9 protein-coding genes are annotated in these 13,189 nt (G+C 59.9%); all 9 read right to left on the bottom strand.

What is annotated here, in order from left to right; genetic code table 11:
• Positions 1-11 precede the first annotated feature (11 nt).
• The gene (locus tag KW848_RS07745; RefSeq protein ID WP_218536481.1) at positions 12-2,945 is read right to left on the bottom strand and encodes a TIGR00180 family glycosyltransferase; all 2,934 of its coding nucleotides are present in this window, start codon (positions 2,943-2,945) and stop codon (positions 12-14) included.
• A 54-nt stretch (positions 2,946-2,999) separates the two neighbouring features.
• Positions 3,000-3,737, bottom strand: coding sequence for a cephalosporin hydroxylase family protein (locus KW848_RS07740; RefSeq protein ID WP_218536480.1), 738 nt, complete (start codon positions 3,735-3,737; stop codon positions 3,000-3,002).
• A 17-nt stretch (positions 3,738-3,754) separates the two neighbouring features.
• Positions 3,755-4,825, bottom strand: a complete 1,071-nt coding sequence (locus tag KW848_RS07735) for a class I SAM-dependent methyltransferase (protein WP_218536479.1) — start codon at positions 4,823-4,825, stop codon at positions 3,755-3,757.
• Positions 4,815-5,672 (bottom strand): NAD(P)-dependent oxidoreductase, encoded by an 858-nt coding sequence (locus KW848_RS07730; RefSeq protein ID WP_218536478.1) that lies wholly within the window; start codon positions 5,670-5,672, stop codon positions 4,815-4,817. Before KW848_RS07730 ends, KW848_RS07735 begins: the two co-directional genes overlap by 11 nt.
• Entirely contained in the window at positions 5,669-6,895 is a 1,227-nt protein-coding gene (locus KW848_RS07725) for a class I SAM-dependent methyltransferase (RefSeq protein WP_218536477.1), read from the bottom strand. Before KW848_RS07725 ends, KW848_RS07730 begins: the two co-directional genes overlap by 4 nt.
• Positions 6,892-7,452: a dTDP-4-dehydrorhamnose 3,5-epimerase family protein gene (locus KW848_RS07720; RefSeq protein WP_218536476.1), complete on the bottom strand. Its 561-nt coding sequence runs from the start codon at positions 7,450-7,452 to the stop codon at positions 6,892-6,894. Before KW848_RS07720 ends, KW848_RS07725 begins: the two co-directional genes overlap by 4 nt.
• A complete protein-coding gene (rfbG, locus tag KW848_RS07715) occupies positions 7,449-8,531 on the bottom strand; it encodes a CDP-glucose 4,6-dehydratase (protein ID WP_218536475.1) in 1,083 nt (360 codons plus the stop codon). Before rfbG ends, KW848_RS07720 begins: the two co-directional genes overlap by 4 nt.
• Positions 8,513-9,286, bottom strand: coding sequence for a glucose-1-phosphate cytidylyltransferase (gene rfbF / locus KW848_RS07710; RefSeq protein ID WP_218536474.1), 774 nt, complete (start codon positions 9,284-9,286; stop codon positions 8,513-8,515). The genes rfbG and rfbF overlap by 19 nt, the downstream gene beginning before the upstream one ends.
• 248 nt (positions 9,287-9,534) lie before the next feature.
• Positions 9,535-13,110 carry a glycosyltransferase gene (locus tag KW848_RS07705; RefSeq protein ID WP_218536473.1) on the bottom strand — a complete coding sequence of 1,192 codons (3,576 nt, stop codon included), beginning with the start codon at positions 13,108-13,110 and terminating at the stop codon, positions 9,535-9,537.
• Positions 13,111-13,189: the final 79 nt, after the last annotated feature.

Genomic DNA, 13,189 nt, shown 5'->3' with positions numbered 1-13,189 from the left:
GTCAGTCAGGCTTATGCGAGCAACTGCGCCCAGTTCACCGGGGCTGCTTCACCCAGGGCAAAGCCCTTGCCGGTCAAGGCCAGGTTGTTGTTGTAAGCCTCGTCGTGCACAAAGCGCGCCTGCCACTTGTCGCGCAGGGCCGCCACTGCTTGGGGATCGTCCGGCAAGGTGCCCGGGTGGGCTATTTGCACTTGCGGCGTCCACACCGTGAGCAACCCGGCGTCGGCGACTTTCAGGCAGAGATCGACATCGGCGTACACCTCATCGAAATGCTCACGATCCAGACCACCGAGTGCGTCGAATACTTCCTTGCGAATCATCAGGCATGCACCGCAGACGGCCGCGTAATTTTGCTCGACGAGCAGTCTGCGCATGTAGCCCGACGCGTCCTTTTTCTCACCGATGAAGGGTGAAGCAATCCCGCCGTTGAGCCCCAGAATCAGCCCGGCACTGGTCACGCTACCCTCGCGGTCCACCAGCTTGGCACCAACCACGCCGACTTCGGGACGCTGGGCCTGATTGAGTAACGCTTCGATCCAGTTCGCGTTGACCACTTCGGCGTCCGCCGCCAGCAGCACCAGGTATTCACCCTGCGCCTCGCCGGCTGCGAGGTTGATCAGGGCCGACGTGCTCAGTCGCTGGGCAGCCTTGACCAGACGAATCCGGCCCCGCCCGTTTCGTTCCAGGCTGTCTAGCCAGGTGTGAAGCTCGGCGGACTGGCTGTGGTTATCGGCAATGACAACTTCGTTGTTTTGATAGCGCGTGCGCTGCAAGACACTGACCAGGCAGCGCTGCAGATGCTCCAGGTTGTCCTGGCTGTGGATGATGATCGATACCTTCGGACGCCCGGCATGGCGGTATTCGATACGTAAACCAGCCGATGCTTCGGCGCTGACCTGGGCTTGGTAACCGCGGGTCGCCAGATGACGGACTAACGTCTGACGCTCGTGTTCGTTGGCTGTCGGCTCCGGGGCTGCGGTGATCAGCAACGGCTCGGCCAAATGGGCAAGGCCGGCCAGGCCACCGGTTTCGATCAAGCGCAGCAGCAGGTCGAACTCAAGCGCCGAGGTGAACTCGCGGGCAAAACCGCCGACCTCCACCAGCGCTTCGCGGCGAATCAGCCAGTGCCGTGCGATGAGTGACGGCAGGCTCTGCAACAGGTCGAGGTTGAAGGCTGGCCGGAACACATCGACCAGCGTGCCATTGGTCTGGCGATGAATTTCGTCCATCGCCACCGCGCGGCAACCCTCGGCGTTCTGCAACTCGAGGCTGGCACGCAGGAAACCGGCAGCGGTGAACTCGTCGCCCGCCTCGGCCAGCAGCAACCAGTCCGACGTTGACTGGCGAGCGATCTGGTTCAGCTTGTCTACGTAATTGGTCGCCGTGACCTTGACGAAATGCAGCGTGTTTTGTGCCGTGGTGACCGCCGGCAAGTCGCCCGTGGTGAAGACCACCACTTTGAACGCCCGGAACGCACTCTCCATAAGGCTATCCAGGGTGACTTGGAGTTTGTCCATGTCTGCGTCCATATCCAGCAGCAAAATGCCGAACTGAGGCCCCCCTTCGTTGGCCGCCAGGTGCTGGTTGATTTTTCTCACCGCGGTGTCGTTCGGTTGCCGGGCTTGCAGCCAGTTGTGCAGACGTCCCGATGGCATCGTATCGAGTAACTGGCGACTGTCGAAGATCGGCACGCTGTCCAGACGCTGAACCCAGTCGGCCAGCACCTGGGCATCAGCAGGCTCATCCATTTGCTGGAGCTGCTGCCCAAGCTTTTGCAGCACCCGACGGTTGAAGGCACCCAGCCGAACAGCTTCAAGTAGACGGTTCTGGATCGTCGCCGAACTGTCATTGGAGTAGGTGCGCTGCAAGGCCTCTTGTTTGAGCAATACGCCTTCCATTTCTTCGAGTTGCAGGCGCCCGGCCGGCATCGCATGCAGCAAAAATTCAAACTGCGTGAGTTGTTCGAAGAAAGCGCTGTTGTAGAACGGCATTTCGACGTATTGCTTTGCGCCAAAGACCCGCTTCGGCCCCACCGTCGGATCTGTCCAGTAGGACTCGAAAATCGGCTCGATGGTCAACGCGTTACGGATTGTCAGGCTCTCGGCCAGGGCGGCGAAGCTTTGCAGGGCAACCTCGGCGGTCTGCTTTTCGTCCAGACCGCTGATGCCAGTCGGCAGCGACGCCAGAAATCCGGCAAAGCGCTCGCGGTCGGCGACAGAGCGGGCGTCCTTGAAGCTCAAGGTCGTCATGATTTCGGTGTTGTGATCCGAGCGGCCGTAGTTGATCTCACGCACCACGTAAGGCATCGGAAGAATCCGCGCCTTGGCCCGGGCCAGCATGTAGTAGACATGCCCGATTTCCTGCCACTCGAAGATCGTGCCTTCAGGCAGCGCTTCATACCAGTCACGCAACAACGAAGTACGGTGCACCGCATAGAACGGCGGAATGTACTGGCTCATGTAATCGAGTACACGATCCTGACCGCGCTCGGCGTTGTAGTCCTCGTGCACTTTCTTGTCACGCCGGTAGTACTGCACGTAGTTGGAGTGGGTCAGGTACATCAGGCAATAGCCATGACACAGACCGTAGTCCGGGTTAGCTTCGAGGAAGTTCACCGACTCGGTGAGGGCACCGTGCAACAGAAAATCATCATCGGAAGCGAAGACCATGTACGGCGTGGTGACCTGCTCTACGCCATACACCAGTTTGGTCTGGATACCCCAGTAGCCAAACTGCGGCAAATGCCGATAGTCGATGGTGTCCGCGACCACCGCCGCGCCCTCCAGCGCAACGGTCGATGAATCGAGGACCAGAATCTTGCAAGGCAACGTGCTGTAGAACTGCAATGCCCTGCGCAAGAACGCCGGGCGATTGTGTGAAATCAGCACCAGAGTGAACAGCTCACTCAGGGGCAGCGTGTTTTCAGAACCGTAAATGCCTTGCATATCCTTCCCCACCACAGACCGTTTGCCTGATGAACACTTGAATAAAGGTGTCGCTTAACGTACTCGGCGCAGATAGCCGTCTGGCGCGACCGAGATCAGCAGCTTGTTGTCCATCGCCCGGTCAATCTCGAAATCACGGTTTTCTTCCAGGTAGGCCCAGACCGCGGTTTTCGGGTTGTCACCCTTGCCCCACGGACGATCCGGGAACGCATCTTCCGGCATGTCTTCGACCACGGTGTCCATGACGACGCAGTAGCTACCGACCGAAACCAGTGGAGCGTACAGACGCAGTTCTTCCAGCACGTGATCGTGGGTGTGGTTGGAATCCAGCACCAGAATGACTTTCTTGCCTTCGGCCGCGGCGTGCACTTGTGCGGCGATAGCAGGGTCGATACTCGAACCCTCGATCATCGAGATGCGCTTGCTCATCGGGTGGCTTTCGATGGCTTCGCGGTTATGCGCACGAATGTCGAGGTCAATGCCCAGCACTTCGCCGTGGCCTTGCAGCTCCAGCAGGGACGCGTAGTAGATGATCGAGCCGCCATGGGCGATGCCGCATTCGATCACCAGGTCCGGCTTGACCTGCCAGATGATCTCTTGCATCGCCATAATGTCTTGCGGCAACTGGATGATCGGGCGGCCCATCCACGAGAAGTGGTAGCTGTACTTGTGTCTGGCCGATTCGTTGAAAAAATCCCGGGCCAGACCGGTCAGCTTCCGGTCATCGCCCTGACGTGCGATTTCTGCCTGGCACTCGGCTTCGAAAGCTTTATTGATGGTGTCGTCTGTCATTTTATAAGTCTCAATAGTCACTGGAACGAAGCGCTGTCTACGGCGTGATAGACGTAGCGTCCACCGGTCATCCGCTTGATTTCTTCGAGGTAGTTGGAGTTCATCACAAACAGGTTGGCGCCTTCGGGCAAAGCGTCCATCGCCTCTTGGGGCGAGGACACGCGCGCGCCGCTCAGGGGCAGATACCGACCCTGTTTGGCCGGGTTAATATCCACCACGCGATCCACCGCCACACCGGCCCGTTGCAGGAACAGCGAATAGATCACGCCTTTGGACGACGCGCCCCAGATCGCCGAACCCTGCTCCGGGTTTGTCTGGATGATTTGCGCCGCGCGCTCAAGGCTGCTGGTAAAACCACTTGGCAGGTCCAGGCGTGGCACCGGTTGTTCCGGGGTCAGGCGCAAGGTCGCAAGGTCGGCGACGATGTACAGGTACTGGCCTCCGAACAGGTGACCGGCCTCATGCACGGTGCCGAACATCCGGCGCAGGTCATCGAGGCGGAAATAATTGACGTGCTCGTAGAACAGGTCGAACCAGGCGCGGTGTTCGAGGATCCAGTCGAAGCACGGCACTTCAATGTAGATCTGCCCGCCCTGATTGGCGTTGGCCATCTCGACCAGAAAACTCACCGGGTCCTGAATGTGTTCCAACACATGGCGCAGCACAATGGCGTCAGCCGCCAGGCCGAGGCCACGGGTGAACGGTGCCTTGATCACGTCGGCATTGTTGCCTTCGTAGGCCGGGTCAATGCCGGTGATGGCGTAGCCCAGGCCTTTGAGCAGTTCGAGAAAGTAGCCTTTGCCGCAACCGACTTCGATCAGTTCCTGACCCTTGAAGTGGCGGGCAATGATGCCTTCGACATCGTTCAGGTGCTTCTGGAACTGGCCCGAATGCGCCTGCTCGTTCTGGTAGTCGGCGTCGTAGCTGAGCTTGTCGGCGTCGAAGGCCTGGTTGAAGATCAGCCCGCTCTTTTCATCTTGCACCAGTACCATGTCGGCGCACGCCGAGGCCCTGGCCGACGCCGGGTCGGCAAAGGTGCGGTTCTGCAACACCGGCAGGTCGGCGACCCGATACAACTCATGCCTCATGCTCTGCTCCCAGTAGCTGTTGCAAACGGTCCGCCACGCCCCAGAACGCCATCGGCTCATGGGTCGCGTATGGGTAATGACCCAGGTTCAAATCGATCGACGCACCGCGTTCTCGCACTCGCTGCTCGACCAGCGCCCGCACCGAAACCGGCTGGCCGCTGGCGCAATTGATCACGCCGTCGAAGTCACGCTGTTGCAAGATCGCCGCGAGGTAGCCGGCAGCCGTCTCGATCGCCAGGTAATCGCGCAATTGTTCGCCGGCCGACATGTTGAAGCGCTCGTCGCCGGCATCGATCGCCCGATCCAGCGCTGCGAGCAAACTGTTGGGGTTTTGCCCCTCGCCGTGCAGGTAAAACAACCGCGCCCATTGCAGAGTGAACGGCTGAACCCTCTGCAGGTTTTCGAGGAACAGACGCAGGGTATTTTTTGCCAACCCATAAGGGTTGCCGGGCTGCGGCGCGGCCTGCTCGCTGAGCGGGCCGCTTTGCATTCCGTATTCGAAACAGGTCCCGGTGACCAGCACTTGCGATACGCCCGCTTCGACCGCGCCCTTGATGAACCGGTAATCGGCCATCAGGTTGTGCTCGAAGTGAAACAGCGCCTGATAGTTCGGCAAGCCCGGCCAGGCCAGATGCGCCAGGGCGTCGACGCCATCGCTCATTGCGGTGATGTTCAGGTCTTCGCCGTGAATATCCGCCGTGATGAACTCCACGGCATTGATCCACGGCAAGCTCGCGGCGGTCTCGGCATTGCGCGCCACCGCGCGAACTTCGCAGCCACGGGCAAGCAACGCCGTGACCAAATGGCGGCCTACGAACCCGGTGGCACCGGTCACCAGCACTTTCACAGGATGGTCAACTCAGGCACGGCGATCACGAAGCGGCCATCCCACTGACGCACCTGATCCAGTTGCTGACTGACTTCGTGCAGCAGGTTCCACGGCAACACCAGTACGAAATCCGGCTTTTCGAGCTCGATCCGGGCTGGCGAAACAATCGGAATGCGACTGCCCGGCAGGTACTTGCCCTGTTTGTGCGGATTGGCGTCGGCGACCCAGGCCAGCAGGTCCGGCTTGACCCCGGCGTAGTTGAGCAACGTGTTGCCCTTGGCGGCGGCGCCGTAACCGACCACTCGTTTGCCGTCAGCCTTGGCCTTAAGCAGAAAGCGCAGCAGTTCATGTTTTATATGTTCGGCGGCCGGTGCGAGAGTCGCGTAGTACTCGGGCGTTTTCACCCCGGCAACGAGTTCGGCGTGCAGTTGCTGAGCAACCGCAGGTTGCACGTCCCGACGAACGCCATCAGCGCGCTGGACGAAGACCCGCAGCGAACCGCCGTGGGTCGACAGCTGACTGACGTCGAACACTTCCAGGCCGTTGCGCATGCACAACGTCTGCACAGCCGTCAGCGACAAATAGGAATAATGCTCGTGATACAGCGTGTCGAACTGTTGGCCGGCCATCAGCGTCAGCAGTTGCGGAAACTCGAAGGTCACCACGCCGGTCGGCTTGAGCAAGGTGGCGAAACCACCGAGGAAATCATTGATGTCCGGCACGTGGGCCAACACGTTGTTGGCAGCCATCAGGTCCGCAGACCAGCCTTCGCCGACCAATTGCGCAGCGGTGTGACGGCCGAAGAACAACTCGCGGATTTCCAGGCCCTTTTCGCGCGCCGCTTGCGCGGTGCTGCGGGTCGGTTCAACACCCAGGCAAGGGATGCCGCGACCGGCGACGTACTGCAACAGGTAACCGTCGTTGGCAGCGATTTCCACCACACGGCTGTCGGCGGTCAGGCCGAAGCGCTCGACCATCTCGGCAACGTAACGATCGGCATGCGCGAGCCAGGTGCTGGAAAACGAACTGAAATAAGCATACTCAGCGTCGAACAGGCTGTCGGCACGGGTGTAATCTTCGGTTTGCACCAACCAGCACTGCTGACACACCGCGACCTTCAGCGGCACCCATTGTTCGGCCTGTTCCAGCTGATCGGCACGAACGTAGGCGTTCGACGGCGGCGATGTGCCAAGGTCGATCAGCGGCAAGGCCAAAGAAGTTCCGCAACCACGACAGTTCATAGACGCACTCCAGCGAAGCGTTCATCGAGCAAGGGATGGCTGGCGTCCCTGGCTGACAGATTTTTGACAGGCAACGGCCAGGCTATCGCCAGCCGTGGATCGTTCACCGATAAACCACCTTCGTGCTCCGGCGCATAGTCGGCGCTGTGTAGATAAAGCAATTCGGCGTCGTCGGTCAGGGTCTGGAAGCCGTGGGCAAATCCGGCAGGAATGAGCAGGCTGCGACCGTCGCCAGCGCGCAGGTGTTCGGCGTGCCAATGCAGGAACGTTGCGGAGTCGGGCCGCAGGTCCACCGCCACGTCCCAGACTTCACCGCGCAGGCAGCTGATCAGTTTGGCTTCCGCCGCGTTGGCATTCTGGTAATGCAAGCCACGCACACTCCCGCGCACACGGGTGCAGGAATGGTTGATCTGGCGAATATGAAACGCTTGGCCGAAGGCACTCAGGCTGCCCTCGCAGAACAGCCGGGCGAAGTGCCCACGCTCATCTTCGAAGCGTTTGTGCTGCACGCTGAACAGTCCGGCCAGCGGCAAAGGCTTCAACAGAAACTCGCTCACAGCGCGCCTCGGTACAGATTCAACTGGCTCAACGTGATGGCGCGCATGTCATCGCCGTTTTGCCACGCCAGGTGCCAATCGAGGGTCTGGGTCAGGCATTGCTGCAACGACCAGCGCGGTTGCCAGCCCAACAGTTGACGGGCGCGGCTGCTGTCCAGGCGCAACAGGCCTGCTTCATGCAGATCACTCGGTTCTATGCGCAATCCGCGCGCTTGTGGCCAGCGGTTGGCGAGCAGTTCGACGACTTCGCCGACGCTGCACATGTCCGCTTCGCTCGGACCGAAGTTCCACGCATCGGCAAACTCGGGACCTCGCTCGTAAAGACCGGCGGCCAGCTGCAGGTAACCGGCCAGCGGCTCCAGCGCGTGTTGCCACGGGCGGACCGCTTGCGGGTAGCGCAGGGTCACCGGTTCGTCGGCCGACCAGGCTTTCAGGACATCGGGAATCAAACGCTCCGGGGCAAAATCGCCGCCGCCCAACACGTTGCCGGCTCGGGCCGTGGCCAGGGCCAGACCGTGTTCGGCATATTTCCCGGCCGGGAAGAACGACGCTGCATAAGACTGCGCCAGCAACTCGCAACACGCCTTGCTGCTGCTGTAAGGATCGTGGCCGCCCAGGGCTTCGTTTTCACGGTATGGCCACAGCCATTCCTGATTGGCGTAGACCTTGTCGGTGGTCACCAGCACGCAGGCGCGCACGCCACCGACCTGACGGATAGCTTCAAGCAGGTTCAAGGTGCCCATGACGTTGCTGGAGTAAGTCCCCAGCGGATCACGATAACCCTCGCGCACCAGCGGTTGCGCCGCCAGATGCAGGACGATTTCCGGTTGGGTGTCGGTGATCAATTCGAGCAAGGCGCCCAGGTCACGCAGGTCACCGCGCTGATCGTTGATGCCTTCGTGGACACGCGCCAGTTCGAACAGGCTCGGTTCGGTGGACGGATCAAGGGAAAACCCAGTGACTTTCGCGCCGAGGCTTTGCAGCCACAACGTCAGCCAACTGCCTTTGAATCCGGTGTGCCCGGTCAATAGAACCCGCTTGCCGCGCCAGAATTCCGGGCTCAGCCCCATTGCTTCCATGGGGCCTCCCCGCTCAGCCACAGCTGCTCAAGGTGGTTTTTGTCGCGCAGGGTGTCCATCGGATGCCAGAAGCCGTCGTGCTGAAACGCTTGCAGCTGCAGTTCGTCGGCAAGCGCGGCCAACGGCTCGGCCTCCCAGGATGTTTGGTCGTCGGCGATGTACGGCAGCACTTTTGGCGACAGCACAAAAAAACCGCCATTGATCCAGCCGCCGTCACCGCGCGGCTTTTCAATGAAACCTTTAACGCTGTCACCGTCGCGCTCCAGGGCGCCGTAACGGCCAGGAGGCTGCACAGCGGTGACGGTCGCGAGTTTGCCGTGGGACAGGTGAAAATCCACCAGAGCACCGATGTTCAAATCGGACACCCCGTCGCCGTAGGTGAAGCAAAACGCTTCTTCGTTTTCCAGATAGCGGCTGGCACGACGTAAACGGCCACCGGTCATGGTTTCTTCACCGGTATCGATGAGCGTGACGCGCCACGGCTCGCTGTAGTTCTGGTGAACGTCCATGCGGTTGTTGCACATGTCGAAGGTGACGTCAGAGGTGTGCAGGAAGTAGTTGGCGAAGAAGTCCTTGATTGCATAGCCCTTGTAGCCCAGGCAAATCACGAAGTCATGAATCCCGTGAGCGGAGTACTGCTTCATGATGTGCCAGAGAATTGGCTTGCCGCCGATTTCAATCATCGGCTTGGGTTTGAGGTGCGACTCCTCACTGATGCGCGTGCCCAGGCCGCCCGCCAAAATAACTGCCTTCATCGTCTCCCCTCTTGTTCGTCACAGGGCTCAGCCAAGCTGTATCAAGCTTTTGCAGGCCTTCTGGATAAAACCTTCAATGCCGCTCAGGGCGCTTCTGGATTCACCGGAAGTGCTCGTTTTATGGCGATATCGGGGGGACTTGCAGGAAACGCGCCAGCTCTTTCTCTGTGAGGGGCGGGGTCTGAGCTTGGGTGTATATCCGTTTTAGCGGTAACGGATATGTACCCGATCGCAATAGACCCCGTGGATCAGTTCGGCAACCAAGCCTCGGCCCAGTAATTCAGGTTATTGCCCCGCAGCATGTAATCACGCAGCACTTCCTCGCGCAGCGCGTCACCCATGCGGTAACTCGCGCCCGGGTCAGCCAGGTGCATACGGATTGCCTCAAGCCATTCCTCGGTACTGTTGCTCACCACCTTGGTACACGGCAGGTAACCGCGATAAGCCTCTGTGTCCGTACAGATCACCGGATAACCGCACGCGCCATATTCCAGCAGGCGCAAGTTGCTCTTGCAGTCGTTGAAGATGTGAAATTCCAACGGCGCCAAAGCCAGGTCAAGGTTCAGGCTCGCCAGTTTGCCTGGGTAAGCCTGCAGGCCAACGGCGGGATGGAATTCATGCACGAAAGGCTTGAGTGCCGGTGGGCACATGCCGAAAAACACCCACTCCACTTCATCCGCCAGCAGGCGAACGACATCGGCAATGATCGCCAGATCGCCATCGTGACTGGTCCCCCCACCCCAACCTACCCTCGGTTTGCGCGACGTACGTCGCTGGCTGCTCAGACCGGTCCACAGATGCGGAGCGAGCATGTTCGGCACCACGCGAATATCGTCATGCATGCCTTGGAGGGTGTCAGCCAGCGGCTGGGTCGACACCACCACCCGATCACACAACCCTATTGCGCGCCGCACGATCTGTTCAACACCGACAATGGCCTTGCGCACGTGAGCATTTTTCTTGGGCACATCGATGACATAGTCATCGAGCTCGAAGATCCGGAAAGCCTTGGAGCTGTTCCTGACCCGCTCCACTTCATTCACTGCGCCCTCACTGTAGCGCCCTTGCAGAATGATGACGTCGGGTGACTGGCGTTCCAGCTCAATGTCCGAAGGCGTATGGAATGATAGATTACCGAGCACTTGACCCGCGGCTTCCAGCTCGAGAAACGGTTGGGTGACGCGGTAATGACCCACTGCAGTCTCATTGATCGGAATCGCCAGCACCCGTGGCAGCATGTGACGGGCGAACGGATTCCAGTCGCTCCTGAAACCCGGTTCAAGGCTGAAGTTATTGGTGTTGAGGCTCAGGTTGACGTTGTACGCCGGATCTCTTGCGATGATCGGCAGCCAGCGCTGATAAAACCGCTTCTGCTCAGCCAGCAGCTCTGACACCACCGGCCCGCTCTCCGCCTCGGCAGCCACGTGGACCGACTCGGCATACGGCGTCCAGACCACCAGATACCCCTTCTGCCTGACACGTAGACAGAAGTCAGGGCCGCCGAGTCTTTGGGAAAAGGCCTGCTCGTCAAACCCCCGAAGCTCATCGAACACTTGCTTGCGGACCAGCAGGCACTCGGTTCTCACAGCACTCAAATTCTGCACCGCCTGCTGGCGCTGCATATACCCTGGAGTGGTCATCACCTCACCGCGCCAAGGCACGCCGACAGGGCCGCGCATCCCCAGCACCAGGGCAGAACCTTCGATACGCCCCTGAGGGCTGACCATTCGCCCACCGACGACGCCCACCTCCGGACGCAAGCCGTGATTCAGCAGCTCCCCAAGCCAGTCACGATTGACGATCAGGCTGTCCGGGCTGAGCAACAGCACATACTCGCCGCGCGCCTGAGCAACAGCGAAGTTCTGCGCCGCTGCCGGGTTATCGGGGTAATCGCAATGCAACACGCGCAGTTTTTCGCCACTCATTTGCGACATGGCGGCCAGCCAGTCCCGCGCCTCGATCGAGGTGCTGGCGTTGTCGACGATCAACAATTCGTAGTGAGCATAGGCCGTGTGTTCCAGCACACTTTCGATACAACGTTCAAGCCGACCGAGCTGATCCTGGGCCACTACCACAATGGACACCAGCGGCTGAACGCCATGCTGGTAGTCAATTCGATTGATGAGCGGCACGTTGCCCGGCCGCACCTCGTGTGCCGCACCGATACGATCAAGGTGCGCCGTCAGTACACGGGAGTTTTGCTCGATAACCTGCGGCAGAGCGAGCCATTGCGACAGGCCGAACGAGGACTCGACCAGTACTTGGGCGACATGCTCGATGACATGCGCGCCATGGTTTTCAACGAGCCGCCAAACCAGATCATGGGGGCTGAGTTCAGCGAAATCCGGGGTGAAACCACCCGCGGCCACAAAGCCTTGACGCTGGATGGCCAGTGTCCGCCCGACATAGGGATAACTGCGCAGCAGGTCCAGATTGAAATCGGACTTGAAGATCGGCTCGACCGACACGTCATTGCGCAAGCCACCTTCATCGCTATAGATACACAGCGCGTCGGCACTCTCGACCATCCGCTCGGCCAGAAGCAGCAAGGCCAGTTCATTCAGGCGATCACCGGCCCGCAGAAGATAGAACCAGTGCGCACTGTCGGTCTGCATCAGGCCATTGAGTTGCTCAAACCCGTCGCCTTGCAGGGCCACACGAATCACATTACCGGCAAGGGCACTGGCGCGATTTTCACCTGAGAGCACCAACACCCTTTCGGCGGCATAGACCTGCCGTTCGATGCTCTCCAGTGTGACGCCCAATGCCGCATCGTCAGCGTCGGCATCAATCACCACCGGCACAATTCGCGGCTGCCATGCCCACGAGGCAAGGCGCGTGGGCAACAGGCGCTGCTGGGCGGGGTTCAGGGTGCGACAGGCCAGCCATTGCTGATACACATCAGCAAAGCTGTCACAGTTTTCACCGACCCGTGAACGGATCAAGGTCGCGGTAAAGCCCAGCGAACGACTCAGGGCCATTTCCTCCCAGTCATACGGTTCACCGAGGGCGGCACTGGCCAGATCGATATAGCGCACATGCCCCGGCGCTGGTGCCGGTTCGCCGCTGCGCACCGCCAGCATTTGGGTCAGCCAACCAAGCTCGACCGCCACGGCCTGCTCGACCTCCAGTTGATTGCTCATGCGCGCCGGGTGCAAGCGTTCGAAGCTGAGCACCTGGCCCATTACCGCCAGATTGCCACGACGCAACAGGCAGACAAACAAGGCGAAATCGAGACGGGCGACAAACCCTTCGCCGACCTGGGTCAACGCGGGCAAATACTCCAGCACCTGATGAGTACGCATCAGCGCACCGCTCAAATTGCTGAGAAAGTTCAGGGCCGTGCTTTCCAGCACATCCAGCAGGTCTTCACCCTTGAACAGCGTATCTCCCGAGACAAAGCTGGAGTTCTCCAGACGCTCGGGAAGCAGAAGGTAATCGCCGTCGCAATACTGACGCAACGCAATCACCAGATTCACGTCGTCATGGTCAATGAAACCCTGCACCTGACGGGCAATGCTCTCAGGCAGCAGTTGATCGTCATCACAGAGAAGCTTGAGGTACTCCCCCGTCGCCTGCTCGGCGCAGGCCATCAGATTTCCCTTGAACCCCAAGCGTTGTTCATTGCGCACATAACGCAATGTCACGGTTTGCGGCACTGTGCAGGCCTGGACCAGTGCATGGATTTCGTCGCTGTCGCTGTCGTCACACACGATCACTTCAAGCGATGCATAGGTCTGATTCAGAGCGCTTTGCAGCGCTGCCTGAAAGTAAAGCGGGTTGTAGGCGGGAATGGCGATGCTGACAAGAGGAGTTGGTTTCACGACAGGGGAACTCGCGAGCGGCGGGCGCTCACTCTGGAACGAGTGGAGCAGCCCTGAACCGCTGAAAAATGACGGTTTG

Source organism: Pseudomonas sp. PDM25 (assembly GCF_019219045.1).
In the GTDB taxonomy this organism is placed as follows: domain Bacteria; phylum Pseudomonadota; class Gammaproteobacteria; order Pseudomonadales; family Pseudomonadaceae; genus Aquipseudomonas.
This window is presented reverse-complemented; position numbering and strand designations above follow the sequence as displayed.

What these genes read in the sequence shown, in the direction of transcription:
- KW848_RS07745 (WP_218536481.1), bottom strand. Translation starts at nt 2,945, where the DNA reads ATGCAAGGCATTTACGGTTCTGAAAACACGCTGCCCCTGAGTGAGCTG.
- KW848_RS07740 (WP_218536480.1), bottom strand. Translation starts at nt 3,737, where the DNA reads ATGACAGACGACACCATCAATAAAGCTTTCGAAGCCGAGTGCCAGGCA.
- KW848_RS07735 (WP_218536479.1), bottom strand. Translation starts at nt 4,825, where the DNA reads ATGAGGCATGAGTTGTATCGGGTCGCCGACCTGCCGGTGTTGCAGAAC.
- KW848_RS07725 (WP_218536477.1), bottom strand. Translation starts at nt 6,895, where the DNA reads ATGAACTGTCGTGGTTGCGGAACTTCTTTGGCCTTGCCGCTGATCGAC.
- rfbG (WP_218536475.1), bottom strand. Translation starts at nt 8,531, where the DNA reads ATGGAAGCAATGGGGCTGAGCCCGGAATTCTGGCGCGGCAAGCGGGTT.
- rfbF (WP_218536474.1), bottom strand. Translation starts at nt 9,286, where the DNA reads ATGAAGGCAGTTATTTTGGCGGGCGGCCTGGGCACGCGCATCAGTGAG.